Source organism: Salimicrobium album (genome assembly GCF_900107115.1).
Lineage (GTDB): Bacteria > Bacillota > Bacilli > Bacillales > Halobacillaceae > Salimicrobium > Salimicrobium album.
On sequence record NZ_FNOS01000005.1, the window covers coordinates 100734 to 116384 of the forward strand.

Below are 15651 nucleotides of genomic sequence, written 5' to 3' on the forward strand. Positions count from 1 at the left end.
AAGCTGAGACGAGGGGGGGATCCCTGTCTCAGCTTTTCGTTTGAACTCAGTTGTTGGCGGAGCCTTTGGATAGTTCACCCATAATATAGCCTGCAATCTCATCGGACCCCTGCAGACCGATATCACCTATACTTACGACACCGCTCACTTTATCTTCATCTACTACAAGAAGGCGGCGGATTTGGTGATCCTGCATCAGACGCGCCGCTTCCTGTACTTCCATATCGGAAGTAGCCGTAACGACTTTGTCCGTCATAATGTCTGAAGCTTTTACATTTTCCGCGGATCCTTTAGCCAAGCCGTTCACTACGATGTCACGATCCGTAATTACACCTGCGTACTTATCCTGCTCTGTAATGACGACAAAGCCTACTTCTTTATCTTTCATCCGTTTCGCTATAGTTGTCAAAGTGTCGGATGCCTCACAAGCTACTACCTCGGTATTCATATAATTCTTAAGTTCTGGCATGATTCCTCCACCTTTCTGATTGAATAATTCGCTTTCCACTTAGAAGTTTTTACTTTTTATGGGTATTTTAAACAATAAATCCCGGGCTTTGTTTCGATTCCTACAAAAGTCAGGGGGGTTCTTGAAAAAGAAATTGAGTTTCTCCTGTTCATTTGAAATAATTGTAACTAATGAAAAAGCTGGAGGAAGAAAGGAGAGGAACGAAAATGGAATTCGATTTTTTCTGGATAGCAGTGGGGATAGCCTTTGCCGGATATTTTATCGGGGAAGGTCTTAAAAACTTCAAAAATCCCGAGGCCGGTGATTCGTTCAGTGAAATCTTCAGGGAGGAAGAAGACTACAAGTTAATAAAGGAAAAAGATGTACATTACTACATAGGTGTATCAAAAGAAGATACGAAAGCGCTGCTGCAGGAGTACCCGGACATTCCGCACGTTACGATCAACAATAAAATTTACTACCCGAAAGCACGTCTTCATGAGTGGTTGAAAAGTATAGGAAAGTAACTTAGAAAGTATACGACGATAGGGGGGAGCACCGATGCTGAGAAAAAGCCTGCGGTTCAGTATAATCTTTTTCCTGGTGCCCACCATATGGCAGTGGAGTTTCCAACCGGTGGTTTCGTGGACAGAGAACGTAGCGAGCGCATGTGCCGCTTTTTTGATTTATTTACTGGTAGAGTGGTCCGCGAAAGATTATGACAGGCAAATAAAAATCGAAAATAATGAGCTTTAAATAAATTGAAACGCGTCCTCTTTTTAATCGTATGCTAAGAAAAGCGTTTTCTCACAGGGGAGGCTCAGGCTATATGGAAGTGTTTTTGATATTAATTATTGCAATACTTCTACTTTTCGGTTTTAACCGGCTTATGGGTTACAAAAAAGGTAACATCACGATCGATTTTGACGATAGATATGTAAATAATAAGAAATACGTAGAAGCTATAAAACAGGAACTCGCCTCACAGGGAAGGCAAGTCAGTTATAAAGGTAACCGGAAGTTTATCATAGATGGCCGGTCCTACATTTTTATGGAGCAGAATGTTTCCATGGGCGGTGTGCCTCTCCAAAGGACGATTCTTAAACCTGAAAAATAATGCCTCCGGAGATTACGACTTGAGCAGGAAAGAAGGGGTCGCATGGTATCAGTTACGCAAAGAATTTCAGAAATCAGGCAACCTCGGGGAGGATACGTAAACCCGGGTGAATTCGCCGTCACTTCTCTGCCGGATGAATGTGACCTTAAGGAAAAAGAGAATCTACATCCAAGTCTTACAGGACTGGCGGTAGATTACTTAACGCGGTGTAAAACCGGTACACCGGCTGAAGAGGTATTCAGTATTTCTCTGCTGGGAGCCGCACGTATACGGGAGAAGGAGAGAGCAGCGAACCTGGTCAAAGGAATAAACGGTACGGATGACACTTCCGTTATAAACGCCTGTAAACTTTCCGGATACGATGTGATTGTTCGTGCGGGGGTACAAGGTTATAAGCCGGTTAGATTGATCGAACCTGAAAAAGATACGATCGGGAATATACGAGTGATGGTCCAGAGAGCCCTTACGTTTTTTGATATCTACGGGCCGGTAGTGAAAGACGGTTTCACCTTTCAGGGTGGATATACGGATCTTATCCACAGCGGAGACGGGGACTTCCTGACCGCAGATACCTTGTGGGACTTCAAGGTTTCGAAATCAAGGCCGACCGGAAAGCATACGTTACAACTCCTCGTTTACTACCTGATGGGAGAGCAGTCCATACATCCGGAGTTCGCAAAGATTGAAAAGCTGGGGGTATTTAATCCGCGTTTGAATAATGTCTACCTGCTGGATATTAACAGGATTTCCGAAAAGGTGGTAAAGGAAGTCCAAACTGCCATTATAGGATATTGAGCATTAAGCAGAAGGTATTATCTATCTTCCTGATTGACTTATATTCAAAAAATTGTTAATCTTTCAATAAGTTTACTGTAAGCGTTTTCAATACAGCGTTGTATAGGCGTTTATTCGGAATGTGAGAAACTCCCGGATGATAATCTTGGCAGTACTCTAATAAAACAGGGAAGGTGATGAAAATGGCTCTTTCCGTTAAAGAACTATTGGAACAAAAAGGTATAGATCCTAAAGAAGAACACCTGGAAATTTTAGAGAACCGGTGGGCAGGGCTTAAAGCAGCGCGAGGGAATCTTGAAACTGTGAATGTGGATGATGCCGACATCAGTTTAAGAAACGTTCCCGGAGGTGATCATTCTGAGTAAAGAACTGGCATCACAATCAGTCGAACAACTTGCACCGCTTTTGAAAAAAGGGGAAATATCTCCGGTAGATATCACAAATTCGGTTCTGGACCGGGCAGAGGCTACGCAGGAAACGATTAATTCCCATATTGAAATATACAGGGAAGATGCTTTGAAAGAAGCGGAGAAAGCGGAAAAAGAAATCAGCAGTGGGCAGTACCGGGGCATGTTCCATGGTATTCCTATGGCTATAAAAGATATCATTTATATGAAAGACAAAGTGACTACGATGGGGTCGAAAATCCACAAAGACTTTGTCTCCGATCACGATGCGACAGTGGTATCCAAATTAAAAGAAGCAGGGGTCGTCTTCACCGGTAAATTGAGCCTGCATGAATATGCCTGGGGTGTGACGAATAACAACCCGCACTATGGTGCAGTACGCAATCCATGGAACACGAATAAAATACCGGGAGGCTCGAGTGGAGGATCCGGCGCAGCACTTGCTTCGGATGCCACGATAGCCTCTCTCGGTACGGATACCGCCGGTTCCATACGGATCCCTTCCTCTGCCTGCGGGACCGTCGGTTTAAAACAGACTTACGGAAGAGTCAGTAAATATGGGGTTTATCCACTGGCATGGACGCTCGATCACGTCGGCCCGATGACGAAAACAGTAAAAGATGCAGCTGGGTTGCTTCAAATTATTGCAGGATTTGATAAAAAGGATCCGACTTCAATCAATGTCCCTGTGGATGACTACGTAGGGGCCGTGACAGGGAACGTGAAAGATCTCGTTATAGGTGTCAACGAAGATTTCTTTTTTAAAGGCGTAGATTCAGGAGTGGAAAAACTGGTACGCAACGGAATTCAAAAATTGGTCGACCAGGGTGCTAAAGTGCAGGAAGTCAAGATCCCTTCTCTTCAGTATTCGGATTGGGCGGAACTGATCACCTCCCTCTCGGAAGCATCCGCCATACACCATAGCGATTTACAGAGCAGACCGCAGGACTTCGGAAGTGACATACGTCTGCTGTTTGAACTTGGCGAACTCCCTTCTGCTGTCGATTATCTTCAGGCTCAACAGGTAAGAAGACAGCTGAAACAGGATTTCCAGAAAGCATTCAATAAGGTTGACGTCATTATGGCTCCGACACTGCCTGTACTTCCGAACAATATTGGGGAAGACTTTGCCTATTTGAATGGAGAAAAAGTGGATGTAATAGATAATATTATCCGGTTCATGGGGCCGGAAAACTTAACCGGTCTTCCGGCATTATCCGTGCCCTGCGGACTAAGTCAGGGGTTGCCGGTAGGCATGCAAATCATCGGGCCGGCATTTAAAGAAGGAAGAATCCTTAATGCAGGATATGCTTTCGAAAAAACAGCTCCGATGCAGGGGAAGAAGCCTGAACTCAGGTAAATTGTTAAACAGGTGTTAATTCTGAATAAACTCACCTGAAATTTATGAAATAGTTTATGTTACAGGACCTGCTGCTCCATTTGGAAATCAGCAGGTCTTTAAACTCAATAGAATGAAAAACGAAGTCGGAGAGCCGAAAGTACAGTAGGTACGGGATACATAATCGACAGAAACGTTTACAGAACGAGAGGAGAAATGCTGATATGACTTTTTCGATTACAGCAAAATGCAAAGAGACCGGTCAGTTTGGAGTGGCGGTCTCCACCAAAGTACCGGCGGTAGGAGCGCTCTGTCCTTTTACTGCACCAAAGGCGGGAGCCGTGGCTACTCAGTCTTTCGTCAATCCTTATATAGGAATTAACGGTGTCCGTTATCTAAGTGAAGGATTTTCCGCAGAGAAAGTGAAAGAAAAGGTTTTAAAAGAAGACGCACAACCAGCCATCCGGCAGTTCTGTATCGTGGACAAGGATGGAAACAGTGCCGCTTTTTCAGGGGACGAATGCGAAGGATGGTATGGACACCGGGAAGGAGATCATTTTGCGGTAGCGGGGAATATGCTCACCGGACCCGAGACGATTCAGGCGATGTATGACTCTTTTCTGGAAACCGAAGGTAAACCACTATCCGAAAGGCTTATTATGGCTTTGCAGGCCGGTCAGGATGAGGGAGGGGACAAGCGTGGCCGGCAGTCAGCCGCCGTCCGCGTTTCGGACACTGAAGAGTACCCTTTAGTCGACCTTCGGGTTGATGAGCACCCTGACCCTGTGAAGGAGCTGTACAGAGTTCATCAGGTAGCGGAAGAAGAACTGTTCCCTTTCGTCGGGGATCTTCCCACTAAAGATAACCCTAAAGGAAATTTTGATTCCTGATATAGAGTAAGCTCTGATAAGGTAAGAAATAAAGTAATAAAAGGAGCGTTTTCGTTGTTAATCAAACCGCAAAAACTGAAAGCAGGAGACAAAGTGGCAACAGTAAGCCCTTCCTCAGGGTTAGCCGGGGATCCTGGCATCCGATGGCGGTATGAGCAGGGTGTGAGCAGACTTCAGGAAGTGTTTAACCTGGAAATAGTGTCGATGTCCAATAGCCTGAAAGGATCGGACTTCATTTACGAGCATCCGGAAGCGCGTGCGGAAGATCTGATGAACGCGTTTAAAGACGAGTCGATTAAAGGCATCATTGCCAATATAGGCGGGGACGACAGTGTCCGCCTGCTGCCGTACATCGACTTTGATGTGATCCGCGATAATCCCAAAGTTTTTATGGGATACTCAGACGTTACGGTTTCCCATCTCTTTTGCCACAAGGCAGGTCTCTCTTCTTTTTATGGTCCGGCGGTCTTAACGGATTTTGCGGAAAATGTGGAAATGGATCCGTATACAGTAAATATGCTGAACCGCACACTTTTTTCAGGAGAAGCTATCGGTAACATTCCTCCTGCCAAAGAGTGGACGAGTGAACATCTGGAGTGGGAAGAGTCGAACAAAAACACCCGCCGTACGATGCAGGCGAACTCAGGTTATGAAGTTCTCCAGGGTTCCGGTATAGCACGAGGCAGACTCATCGGCGGCTGTATCGATGTTCTGGAAATGGTGAAAGGGACGACACTCTGGCCGGAGAAGGAAGCGTGGAAGGGCGGAATTATTTTCTTTGAAACGTCTGAAGAAAAAACTCCGCCTGAGGATATAAAACGCTGGCTTCGTAACTACGCGACCCAGGGGATTCTGCAGAAGGCTGCGTGCATCGTATTCGGTAAGCCGAAAGATGAAGCTTACTATGAGGAATACAAAGAAGTTATTTCCCGGGTAATGAAGGAGTATGGTCTCGTGGATTTGCCTGTGCTGTACAACTTGAATTTTGGCCATACGGAGCCGAAATTTCTCCTTCCTTATGGAGCGCAAGCGGAAATTAATTGCAGTGAAAAGACTTTTTCCATTCTGGAAAGTGGAGTGCAATAGATTTCATTTCTTTTTAAGGATAAATGTTCTTTATTTTGAATTTTTTATATGAAGTGATAAGATAAAGATAGGTTGTCTTATCTTCAGGTCAGCTTTCGATTCTAAAAGGGTTCAACTATCTTTCAGGAGGGAGAACTGCTTTATGAAACTTGAAAGTCAGGTAGCTGTGGTAACCGGAGCTGGTTCAGGAATGGGGAGACAAATCGCTATATTATATGCACAAGAAGGTGCGAAGGTCATCGTTTCTGACGTTAATGAAAAAGGCTCGCAGGAAACGGTCGAGGAAATTGAAAAGAATAATGGAACTGCTACAGCGGTCTTGGCGGACGTGACGAAAGAATCAGATGTCCAGCGTTTGATCGACACAGCTGTCGACACGTATGGAACGCTGGATATTCTGGTTAATAATGCCGGGATGATGGATAACATGATGCCTGCTGCCGAGGTAACCGATGAATTATGGGAAAAGGTGCTGGCGGTAAATACAACGGGACCTATGAGAGCTACTCGTAAAGCCCTTCCGATTTTTTTGGAGAAGGGCCGTGGTGTTATTGTCAACATGGGCTCATCCGCCAGCCTTGCAGGTTCCAGAGCCGGAGCTGCATATACAGCTTCCAAGCATGCTCTGGCCGGTTATACAAAAAACGTGGGTTTCCAATATGCGAATCACGGAATCCGTTGCAATGCTATTGCTCCGGGCGGAGTGGCTACGAATATTGGAACGACCATGTCAGAACCGGATGAATTCGGTATGGAAAGGGCTTTGTCCGGGTCCGGGAATAACCCGAGGAATGGCGAAGCGGAAGAAGTAGCCAGAATCGCACTGTTTCTGGCCAGTGAAGACTCAGCTTTTGTCAATGGTGAAGTGATCAGAGCAGATGCCGGGTGGCTGGCGTACTGACGTTCAATCGAAGTGACCCTCTCGAACTTTTCGGGAGGGTTTTATAATGAGCTTCACCTGCACGTTCAGTGACTTATTTAATATAATTTTCAAAAAACTGATTGACGACAAAGTCATGATTGTATTAAGATAGTTCACATCACAAAAAAACTATAAACGTATCTTCTTATCCAGAGAGGTGGAGGGACTGGCCCTTTGAAACCTCGGCAGCGGAACTGATGGAATTCCATCGAAAACCGTGCCAATTCCAGCAGGTGCATCGCACTTGAAAGATGAGAAGAGACGGTTTTCTAAATTTTATTAGAAGACCCCTCTTCCATTTTTCTGGAAGAGGGGTTTTTTCGTTTAAGTAAGGAGGATGGAGCATGATTCAGTTCGAGAACGTTTCGAAAGTGTATGAGCACAACGGAAAAGAGTTGCGGGCGGTGGATGGCGTAGACATATCGATCGAGAAAGGTGAAATTTTCGGAGTGATCGGGTTCAGTGGAGCCGGGAAAAGTACGCTTGTCCGGTTGGTGAATCTGCTGGAGCAGCCTTCCGGGGGCAATATATTAGTGGAGGAGGATGATTTGTCCCGGTTGTCCAAGCCCGGACTCAGGAAAATGCGCAAGCGTATCGGGATGATCTTCCAGCACTTTAACTTACTGGAGTCTAAAACGGTTTTACATAATGTCGCCTTCCCGCTGATCATTTCCGGCACTCCCAAGAAAAAAATAAAAGCCAGAGTGGAAGAGGTTCTTGATTTCGTAGGACTTTCGGATAAAGCACATCAGTATCCGGAAGAACTCTCGGGTGGTCAGAAACAGCGGGTAGGTATTGCCCGGGCGCTTGTTACATCACCGGACATTTTATTATGTGACGAAGCGACTTCGGCACTTGATCCTGAGACGACGAAGTCGATCCTTCAGTTACTGAAAAGAGTACGCGACGAGTATAACCTTACGATATTGATGATTACCCACGAAATGAACGCAGTCCGGGAAGTGTGCGACCGTGTCGCTGTCATGGAAAACGGCCAGGTCATTGAACAGGGGTCCATTTTCGAACTGTTCTCGAATCCTCAGCACCCGACGACGAAAAACTTTATCCAGTCGGTGATGGAGAGCGATATCCCGCCTTCCATCCTCTCGGGTATTGAAGAACGCGGGGGAGGACGTCACGTATACCGGGTCACATTCGTCCGGGAGAAGGCTGCTCAGCCCATCTTTTCACAGGTAGCCAAAAACTATCAGGTCGAAGTGAACGTTCTTTTCGGACAAATTACGGAACTGCAGGGAATCCCGTTTGGCCAGCTGGTAGTGGAACTGCTGGGGGAAGACAGGGAGATTGTCAGAGCACTGGATTATATACAGCGGACAGTAAGCGTCCAGGAGGTGGAAGCTGATGCAGGTTAATTTACTGGAATTCTGGCCAAAGATTTTGCAGGCCATCAACGAAACATTGATTATGGTAGGGGTGTCACTGGTGGTAGCGGCACTCATCGGTATCCCGCTTGGAATCGCACTTGTCGTTACGAGACACGGCGGGCTTCTCCAAAATAGCGCATTTTTCAAAGGGTTAAGCGTAGTGATCAACTTCTTTCGATCCATCCCGTTCATTATTCTTCTTGTAGCGATCCTCCCTCTTACAAGGTTTTTGGTCGGCACGTCTATTGGGACTGCAGCGGCTGTCGTACCGCTCGTACTATTTTCAGGACCTTATATAGCAAGGCTGGTGGAAAGCAGTCTTATGGAAGTGAAACCCGGCGTCGTGGAGGCGGCAGAAGCGATGGGAGCCTCTCCTTGGCAGATTATATTACGCGTATATGTACCGGAAGCCTTGAGTTCCATCGTGCTGAACCTGACGATAGCGACGATCGGCTTAGTTGGGGCATCTGCCATGGCCGGCTTCGTCGGAGGAGGAGGTCTTGGAGACCTGGCGATAGCCTACGGATATCAGCGGTTCGAAACGGATATTATGATCGTTACGGTTCTGCTGCTCGTACTGCTTGTACAAATCGTGCAGACATTGGGCAACGTGTTATCCAAAAAAATGAGAAGACAATAGGCGGGAGGATTTATTAAAATGAGAAAATTAATTGTACTACTTGGTCTGGTAATAGCGGCCGGGACATTATTCGCAGGATGCAGTAAGGAAAGTGGGGCTTCGGGAAGTGACGAAGTCGTTAAAGTAGGTCTGAATGGATCCGGCGTACCTATCTGGGAGAAAGTGAAGGAAAAAGCAGCCGAAGAAGGAATTGAAATAGAGCTCGTGGAGTTTTCGGATTACGTTCGTCCCAACATGGCTCTGGCGGACGGGGATATCGATTTGAATGCCTTTCAGACCGTTTCCTACTTCGACTCTTTTATTGAAGAACGGAACCTCGATCTCGAACCTATCGCTACTACAATCATTGCGCCGATGGGTGTGTACTCGGAAGAATATGAAGATGTAAAAAATATTCCGGAAGGGAGTTCTATTGCCTTACCGAAAGAAGCTACAAATATGGGGCGTGCCCTTCTTCTGCTGGAGAAAGCAGAACTGATCGGTCTGCCGGAAGATTTTGACGGGAACGGTTCGCTGGATAAAATAACGGACAATCCTAAGAATCTGCAATTTGAACCGGTCGCAGCTGCCCAGACGCCGCGTGTACTGACTGATGTAGCAGCGTCTGTTATCAACAACGGGGTAGCCGTAGAGGCAGGGTTTGTTCCGGTGGACGACGCTATTTTCATAGAAGATGAGACAGCTGAACCTTATATAAACATTATCGCAGCGCAGGCCGAGGAAGCGGATAAAGAAGTGTATCAGAAAATTGTCGATATATACCAGCAGGAAGATGTGGCAGAACACATTCGTGAAGTATTCGATGATTCATTGATACCGACGTTCGTCCCTCTCGAAAAAATAGGATGGTAAAGGAGAGTAATTATGACTTTGACCACAGCACACGACTTACAGGAACACATCGCCAGTTTTATTGAAAACAGGAAAGAAACTTATATTACGACGAGTCATGCGATTCATGACAATCCGGAAACAGGAAATGAAGAATTTTTCGCTTCAGGGTTGCTTACTTCTCTCCTTGAAGAAGCCGGGTTCACTATTGACAGGCAAATTCCGGACCACGAAACCGCCTTTTTGGCACGTAAGAAATCGAGCCGGCCGGGCCCTGTTATCGGATATTTAGCGGAATACGATGCCCTTCCCGGCCTTGGGCATGCGTGCGGGCACAATATCATCGGTACGGCATCAACAGCGGCAGCGATTGCTCTCGGAGAAGTGATAGAGGAAACAGGTGGGGAAGTGGTAGTTCTCGGAACTCCGGCAGAGGAAGGAGGGCCGAACGGAAGCGCTAAGGGTACGTTTGTAAGACATGGGTACCTCCGGGACATAGACGTCTGTATGATGGTCCATCCGCTCGGAACTACTTCAGGTTCCGCCCCGACGCTGGCGGTGGATCCGGTGGATTTTGAGTTTTTCGGGGCAGCTGCCCATGCTGCCAGTAACCCGGAAGATGGGATCAATGCTCTGGACGCTGTGCTTCAGTTATTCAACGGCATTAATGCTCTCAGGCAGCACGTATCTGAAGACGTACGGATGCACGGAGTGATTCTGGACGGGGGAGAAGCCCCGAACATAGTACCGGAATACGCAAGGGCCCGGTTTTACTTAAGGGCGAAGACGAGAGAGGACTGTGACCGGCTTACCGCCAGAGTAAAAAAGGTCGCTGAAGGGGCTGCTGCGGCAACAGGTTCTTCCTATACTATGACGAGAATTCAGAACGGGGTGGATAACTTCAACGTGACGCCTGCGTTTGAGGAGATTTTCAAAGAAAAGATCGAAGGGCTCGGGGAAGATTATCGGCCGCTGAAGAAAGGACTCGGCTCCACGGACGCCGGGAACATCAGCCAGGTGGTACCGACTATCCATCCTTACATCAAAATCGGTGAAGAGGACCTCGTTCCTCATACGAAGGAATTCAGGGAAGCAGCCCGCTCGGGAGAAGGTGACGCAGCCTTATTGAAAGGAGCGAAAGCGTTGGCTCTGACAGGAGTCGAGTTGTTATGCTCAGCGGATTTGTTACAGAAAGTGAAGAATGAATACCTTGGCAGGGAGGCGTGAATATTTAGAGGAAAGAAAATCTTCGCCGTTTACTGGGAATAGTAAGCCGGCGAAGATTTTTTAGTTGCCTTTCTGTACTCATTTTAAGGATCAGAAGAGGTAGGGAATATAAACAACGAGCAGAATGATTATCCAGATGGCGTCTACGAAATGCCAGTAGTAATTGAATATTTTATGTTTCTCCTTAAACAGGTTGAAAGGCAGAAGTCTGCCCTGAACAAGGAGTACGATCATCCAGCCCAGCCCGAACGTTACATGGACGGCGTGAAGACCGACTAATACATAGTATGCAGACAGGAAGTTGTTCGTTGAGACGACGTGTCCATCGGTAATGAATTTGCGGAATTCTTCTATCTCGAAGTACATGAAGCCGGCTCCGAGCAGAAACGTGATGACCACACCTGCCACTATCAACTTCATCTTCCTCTCCTTCAGTCCTTTTTCCGAGAGGAGCAGAGTGCCACTGCTCGATATCAGGAAGAGAGAAGCGAACAGTGTCGTCTGCCATTCGAACAGTTCACCCGGGTACGGCCCTGTCTGCGGTGGAGTGTAAATGAGGTAAGTGGCGAACAGTGTCGTGAACATAATCGCTTCCACAAAGAGATATATGAAGAAACCCGTTTTTTTGTCGGCAAATAACTCTTCGGACATTAGCTTACTGCTCATTTTCCTCCTCCTCTCTCTTATATGCCTCCGTGCGTTCATCGGAAAACGCTCTGATGACGAAAGTGCTTAACGACAGGATGCCGCCGAGGATCTGCACCCACACCCATCCGTAAATGAAGCCGAAACTTAAGATGAATAAGCTCCCGGCAAGAAACATCGGCTGGAACGTTCTTCTCGCAATGGGAGAAGGACGGGGGTTTTTTGCGACCGGTAACGGCTTGTTATTGATTTTCGACCACCAGAACATGTCTCTGCGGTCGATGACCGGCATTCTTTCAAACGGGTGTTCCGGAGGAGGGGAAGGGACGCTCCACTCCAGGGTCCGTCCGTCCCACGGGTCGTCTCCGGCTTTGGCGCCGCTGCGATGGGTCTTAATGATATTCCAAAGGAAAAACAGCATAGATACAGCCATAAGATAGGCTCCGATACTGCTGATGAAATTGTAGGACCACACTCCGTCTTCCTGGGTGTATTCATAGACACGTCTCGGCATACCGTCGAGGCCGGCTAAGTGCTGCAGGAAGAAAGTGAGGTGGAAGCCGATAAGAAACAGCCAGAAATGCCACTTCCCGAGTGTGTCGTCCAGTATTTTCCCGGTCATGATCGGATACCAGTAGTAAATAGCGGCGAATGCTGCCAGTATGGTGGAGCCGATGATAACGTAGTGCAGATGGGCGACTACGAAGTAGGAATCATGGAACTGCATATCCGCAGCTGCCGAACTGAGCATCACCCCGGTCACCCCGCCCATGACAAAGGTGGGAATGAAGCCCAAAGCGAACATCATAGGAGCTTTCATACTTATGACGCCGCGTCTCATCGTGAAGAGCCAGTTGAACACTTTAATTCCTGTCGGCACGGCGATAAGCATGGAAGTGATTGCGAAGAAGGTGTTCGAAAATGCCCCGAGCCCCACGGTGAACATGTGGTGGACCCATACCATTAAGGCAAGAAGGCCGATTAGCGTCAGGGAAATGACCATGGACGTATAGCCGAACACATTTTTTCTTGAAAAGTTGGAGATGATGTCCGAAAAGATTCCGAAAGCCGGAAGAGCGATAATATAAACTTCCGGGTGCCCGAATATCCAGAACAGGTGCTGCCAGTAGACCGGATGGCCGAGTTCCCCGAGGAAGAAAGTGGCGTCGTAAAGCCGGTCGAACTGAAGCAGCAGTAAAGCAATCGCCAGCACAGGAAAAGCGATCAAAATTAAGAAAGAAGTAATCAGCGTAGCCCAGGGGAAAAGCGGCATCCTCGATAACGTAAGCCCTGGTGCCCGCAGGCGAATAATGGTAGCCATCATGTTGATCGCTGCAAATATCGTGCCAAGCCCGGAAACCTGAAGCCCGAATATGTAGAAATTGTTGTTGGGCCCGGGCGTATAAGAATCGGTCGAAAGCGGAGCGTAAGCAGTCCACCCCATGTTCGGCGCAGCATTGAAAAAGAAGGCGAGGAAGAAAATCGTTCCTCCCGTTAAAAACAGATAGAACCCGACCAGGTTCAAATATGGAAAAGCCAGATCGTTAGCGCCGATCTGAAGCGGTACAGCAACGTTCATCAGCCCGATTAGAATAGGGGTGGCCACGAAAAATATCATCATGGTTCCGTGAGTTGTGAACAGTTCATTATATTTTTCACCTTGAAAGACCCAGAATTCGTTTTCCGGGGTGAGAAGCTGGGTCCTCATAAATAAAGCGTCCACACCTGCTCTTAAAAAGAAAAGCATGGAAAAAAGAATGTACAGGGTACCGATTTTTCTGTGATTGGTCGTCGTGGTATAATCCAAAATCGTCGACCAGTACCGGTTTTTAATGATGATATATAGAACAATAGGTGTGATTATAAGTACGCTTAGCCACCCGGCGATGACGTCCGTGGGTACGAATACAGATTTTCCGTTAAACGAGAATTCCATAGTCTCACCTCTTTAACTGTCTATTTTTCTTCACTCAACCATTCTTCGAATTCCTCTGCCGGTATGACTTCGGTATCAAACCTCATATCGGTATGGCCCAGACCGCAGAATTCCGCACATTTTCCCTGGTACGTGCCTGTCTGATCCGGGGTCACCTTGAGCTCGTTTTCCTCCCCCGGAATCGTATCCCTTTTGCCGATCAGGCGCGGCACCCAAAAGGAATGGATAACATCGGTGGACTTCAGATGGAGAACTACTTCACGGTCGACCGGCAGAACAAGTTCCTTATGTGTTTCTTTTCCATTTTCATACGCAAACGTCCAGTTCCACTGCTCGGCTATTACGTCTACATGCAGCGTGTCTTCGGAGCCAGCTTCCGTATTTGAAGCCTGGAACGTATACATCACGGTAGGGACAGCCAGAATGGCAAGCAGAACGAAAGGTATGGTCGTCCAGAGAATTTCCAATACACGACTGCCCTCTTCATGTTTTGGAATATCTTTTCTGTTTAAATCATTCTCGTGGTATTTCACTGTAAAAATGATGAAAAGGACACATACAACCGCAACGACAAACATCATAATTCCAAAACTCAGTTTAATCAGGAAAGCCTGGTCAGCTCCTGTCTCACTTACAGGATTAAGCGTCCGGACGTTACAGCCTGTGAGAAATAACATAATCAGTACAGGAAGCAACTTCTTCATATGCATCTCAACCTTTTCTTCTGAGATTTTAGAAACCTTATTATTCACTGTAGCCTTTGTTACGGAAGATGAAACAAATAAAGAGAAGGACTTTCTTCTTAATTTCTCTGTAGAGGGTGAGTTACTTAAAATGAAGAGCAATTGAAATAATAAGAAGAATGAAAGTCAGAGTGAAGCTAAAGAAAAATGACCACGGTTAAACACCGTAGTCATTAATTAACAGTACTATCTTTAACTAAATATATGGGATAATATTGTTTCTTTATATCTTGAACTTTTCAGACAAGTACAAGTAGAGTCCTTGTTCTTTATGAGAATAATTTGTAATATCGTCTGCTTCTTGTTTCACAACTTCTGAAGCATTCTCCATGGCAACTGAATATGCAGCCAGTTTCAACATGGATAAATCGTTTTCTGCATCCCCAATAGCCATTAAATTTTCGTGTGAAAGATCATATTCCTGAAGAAGCCGTTGAACACCTGTGGCTTTTGAAACTTCATCGACCATTATTTCTACATTGTGTTGAGAGGAAGAAGAAGTGGTAAAGTTAATCTCTTCTTTTAATTCTTCCAAATACATTTTCCAATTTTTGATTACTTCAGCATTCATACTAAAAAAATAAACTTTTATAAGATCTTCAAAGTTAAGTTTTTCAACCCAGTTAATATCCTTTTTCATCGCATCGATCCGAGCTTTATACTCATTTTCCGTAAGAGTAGCAGACTTCTTTTTATGCAATTCTGCAGTAAAAACTTGAAAATCCTCCTCTAATGCAAAACGACTACCTTCCAAGGGGTGTAATTCATAATAGATTTTGCTTTCACGAGCTTTAGTTATAACGGTTTCAATTAAATCAGAATCCAAAATATGATAATTTATCATATTCTCTTTATTGTAATTGATCATGCCATTAGCCGTTATATACCCGTCTGCACAAAAATTGACAGGGAGGACATCTTTTATCTCGTCCATTGAACGTCCGGTAGCTATAAAAAATTTTATATTGTGCTCAGATCTTAATTTTTCTAATAGAATTATCAAATTTGGATCAACTACATTTTCCCCATTAAGCAGTGTGCCATCCATATCTAAAACCAAAGTTTTGATTTTCATTTAAAAATCCCTTCCCATTTACAATTATTCTCATTTGATGATTCGCTTATCATTTAGATGAAGTATAAGGATAACTTAATAGTAAAACAAGGGAAGGAACAACCCAATTTACTTTTGGAAACGGTTACAAAGTTTGGGCTCTAATTGAATTGTAAACTGCAGTTG

The 15651-nt window shown here is 45.9% G+C and carries 18 protein-coding genes and 1 riboswitch; of the genes, 13 read left to right on the top strand and 5 right to left on the bottom strand.

The window, feature by feature from the left end:
• Nucleotides 1-46: 46 nt before the first annotated feature.
• Complete coding sequence (locus tag BLU03_RS10155) at nt 47-469, bottom strand: CBS domain-containing protein (RefSeq protein WP_093107588.1); 423 nt, start codon at nt 467-469, stop codon at nt 47-49.
• A 206-nt stretch (nt 470-675) separates the two neighbouring features.
• On the opposite strand from BLU03_RS10155, the gene BLU03_RS10160 reads away from it, so the two are divergent.
• From BLU03_RS10160 to BLU03_RS10220, 13 genes are all read left to right on the top strand, one after another.
• Nucleotides 676-975, top strand: coding sequence for a DNA-binding protein (locus BLU03_RS10160; RefSeq protein ID WP_076571184.1), 300 nt, complete (start codon nt 676-678; stop codon nt 973-975).
• A 34-nt stretch (nt 976-1009) separates the two neighbouring features.
• A complete protein-coding gene (locus BLU03_RS10165; protein ID WP_076571186.1) occupies nt 1010-1204 on the top strand; it encodes a hypothetical protein in 195 nt (64 codons plus the stop codon).
• A gap of 73 nt (nt 1205-1277) precedes the next feature.
• The gene (locus BLU03_RS10170) at nt 1278-1565 is read left to right on the top strand and encodes a hypothetical protein (RefSeq protein ID WP_076571188.1); all 288 of its coding nucleotides are present in this window, start codon (nt 1278-1280) and stop codon (nt 1563-1565) included.
• 42 nt (nt 1566-1607) lie between these two features.
• Complete coding sequence (locus BLU03_RS10175; protein ID WP_093107590.1) at nt 1608-2360, top strand: hypothetical protein; 753 nt, start codon at nt 1608-1610, stop codon at nt 2358-2360.
• 176 nt (nt 2361-2536) lie between these two features.
• On the top strand, nt 2537-2725 hold the full coding sequence (locus BLU03_RS10180) for a hypothetical protein (RefSeq protein WP_245698823.1): 189 nt from the start codon (nt 2537-2539) through the stop codon (nt 2723-2725).
• Nucleotides 2718-4127 carry an amidase gene (locus BLU03_RS10185; RefSeq protein WP_093107843.1) on the top strand — a complete coding sequence of 470 codons (1410 nt, stop codon included), beginning with the start codon at nt 2718-2720 and terminating at the stop codon, nt 4125-4127. Before BLU03_RS10180 ends, BLU03_RS10185 begins: the two co-directional genes overlap by 8 nt.
• Nucleotides 4128-4330: 203 nt before the next feature.
• Complete coding sequence (locus BLU03_RS10190; protein ID WP_093107592.1) at nt 4331-4996, top strand: DUF1028 domain-containing protein; 666 nt, start codon at nt 4331-4333, stop codon at nt 4994-4996.
• Between the two features lie 54 nt (nt 4997-5050).
• Entirely contained in the window at nt 5051-6082 is a 1032-nt protein-coding gene (locus BLU03_RS10195) for a S66 family peptidase (protein WP_093107594.1), read from the top strand.
• Between the two features lie 142 nt (nt 6083-6224).
• Nucleotides 6225-6983, top strand: a complete 759-nt coding sequence (locus tag BLU03_RS10200) for an SDR family oxidoreductase (RefSeq protein ID WP_076571200.1) — start codon at nt 6225-6227, stop codon at nt 6981-6983.
• 163 nt (nt 6984-7146) lie between these two features.
• A riboswitch (SAM riboswitch) is annotated at nt 7147-7262 on the top strand.
• An 86-nt stretch (nt 7263-7348) separates the two neighbouring features.
• On the top strand, nt 7349-8377 hold the full coding sequence (locus BLU03_RS10205; protein WP_008588141.1) for a methionine ABC transporter ATP-binding protein: 1029 nt from the start codon (nt 7349-7351) through the stop codon (nt 8375-8377).
• Complete coding sequence (locus tag BLU03_RS10210; RefSeq protein WP_093107596.1) at nt 8367-9029, top strand: methionine ABC transporter permease; 663 nt, start codon at nt 8367-8369, stop codon at nt 9027-9029. The genes BLU03_RS10205 and BLU03_RS10210 overlap by 11 nt, the downstream gene beginning before the upstream one ends.
• An 18-nt stretch (nt 9030-9047) precedes the next feature.
• Nucleotides 9048-9881, top strand: coding sequence for a MetQ/NlpA family ABC transporter substrate-binding protein (locus BLU03_RS10215; RefSeq protein ID WP_008588144.1), 834 nt, complete (start codon nt 9048-9050; stop codon nt 9879-9881).
• A 12-nt stretch (nt 9882-9893) separates the two neighbouring features.
• On the top strand, nt 9894-11087 hold the full coding sequence (locus BLU03_RS10220; RefSeq protein WP_093107598.1) for a M20 family metallopeptidase: 1194 nt from the start codon (nt 9894-9896) through the stop codon (nt 11085-11087).
• A 90-nt stretch (nt 11088-11177) separates the two neighbouring features.
• Here BLU03_RS10220 and BLU03_RS10225 read toward each other — a convergent pair whose 3' ends face one another.
• The 4 genes from BLU03_RS10225 to BLU03_RS10240 all read right to left on the bottom strand — a co-directional run bounded on the left by BLU03_RS10225 (nt 11178) and on the right by BLU03_RS10240 (nt 15486).
• Nucleotides 11178-11753, bottom strand: a complete 576-nt coding sequence (locus tag BLU03_RS10225; protein WP_076571210.1) for a cytochrome c oxidase subunit 3 — start codon at nt 11751-11753, stop codon at nt 11178-11180.
• Nucleotides 11743-13668, bottom strand: a complete 1926-nt coding sequence (locus BLU03_RS10230) for a cytochrome c oxidase subunit I (RefSeq protein WP_245698824.1) — start codon at nt 13666-13668, stop codon at nt 11743-11745. The genes BLU03_RS10225 and BLU03_RS10230 overlap by 11 nt, the downstream gene beginning before the upstream one ends.
• Nucleotides 13669-13688: 20 nt before the next feature.
• The gene (gene coxB / locus BLU03_RS10235; RefSeq protein ID WP_176765459.1) at nt 13689-14372 is read right to left on the bottom strand and encodes a cytochrome c oxidase subunit II; all 684 of its coding nucleotides are present in this window, start codon (nt 14370-14372) and stop codon (nt 13689-13691) included.
• A gap of 262 nt (nt 14373-14634) precedes the next feature.
• Nucleotides 14635-15486: a Cof-type HAD-IIB family hydrolase gene (locus BLU03_RS10240; RefSeq protein ID WP_093107602.1), complete on the bottom strand. Its 852-nt coding sequence runs from the start codon at nt 15484-15486 to the stop codon at nt 14635-14637.
• Nucleotides 15487-15651: the final 165 nt, after the last annotated feature.

Coding starts and splice junctions, on each gene's coding strand:
- BLU03_RS10200 (WP_076571200.1), top strand. CDS start 6,225: ATGAAACTTGAAAGTCAGGTAGCTGTGGTAACCGGAGCTGGTTCAGGA.
- BLU03_RS10225 (WP_076571210.1), bottom strand. CDS start 11,753: ATGAGCAGTAAGCTAATGTCCGAAGAGTTATTTGCCGACAAAAAAACG.
- BLU03_RS10170 (WP_076571188.1), top strand. CDS start 1,278: ATGGAAGTGTTTTTGATATTAATTATTGCAATACTTCTACTTTTCGGT.
- BLU03_RS10205 (WP_008588141.1), top strand. CDS start 7,349: ATGATTCAGTTCGAGAACGTTTCGAAAGTGTATGAGCACAACGGAAAA.
- BLU03_RS10165 (WP_076571186.1), top strand. CDS start 1,010: ATGCTGAGAAAAAGCCTGCGGTTCAGTATAATCTTTTTCCTGGTGCCC.
- BLU03_RS10155 (WP_093107588.1), bottom strand. CDS start 469: ATGCCAGAACTTAAGAATTATATGAATACCGAGGTAGTAGCTTGTGAG.
- BLU03_RS10230 (WP_245698824.1), bottom strand. CDS start 13,668: ATGGAATTCTCGTTTAACGGAAAATCTGTATTCGTACCCACGGACGTC.
- BLU03_RS10240 (WP_093107602.1), bottom strand. CDS start 15,486: ATGAAAATCAAAACTTTGGTTTTAGATATGGATGGCACACTGCTTAAT.
- BLU03_RS10190 (WP_093107592.1), top strand. CDS start 4,331: ATGACTTTTTCGATTACAGCAAAATGCAAAGAGACCGGTCAGTTTGGA.
- BLU03_RS10180 (WP_245698823.1), top strand. CDS start 2,537: ATGAAAATGGCTCTTTCCGTTAAAGAACTATTGGAACAAAAAGGTATA.
- coxB (WP_176765459.1), bottom strand. CDS start 14,372: ATGAAGAAGTTGCTTCCTGTACTGATTATGTTATTTCTCACAGGCTGT.
- BLU03_RS10210 (WP_093107596.1), top strand. CDS start 8,367: ATGCAGGTTAATTTACTGGAATTCTGGCCAAAGATTTTGCAGGCCATC.
- BLU03_RS10220 (WP_093107598.1), top strand. CDS start 9,894: ATGACTTTGACCACAGCACACGACTTACAGGAACACATCGCCAGTTTT.
- BLU03_RS10160 (WP_076571184.1), top strand. CDS start 676: ATGGAATTCGATTTTTTCTGGATAGCAGTGGGGATAGCCTTTGCCGGA.
- BLU03_RS10175 (WP_093107590.1), top strand. CDS start 1,608: ATGGTATCAGTTACGCAAAGAATTTCAGAAATCAGGCAACCTCGGGGA.
- BLU03_RS10215 (WP_008588144.1), top strand. CDS start 9,048: ATGAGAAAATTAATTGTACTACTTGGTCTGGTAATAGCGGCCGGGACA.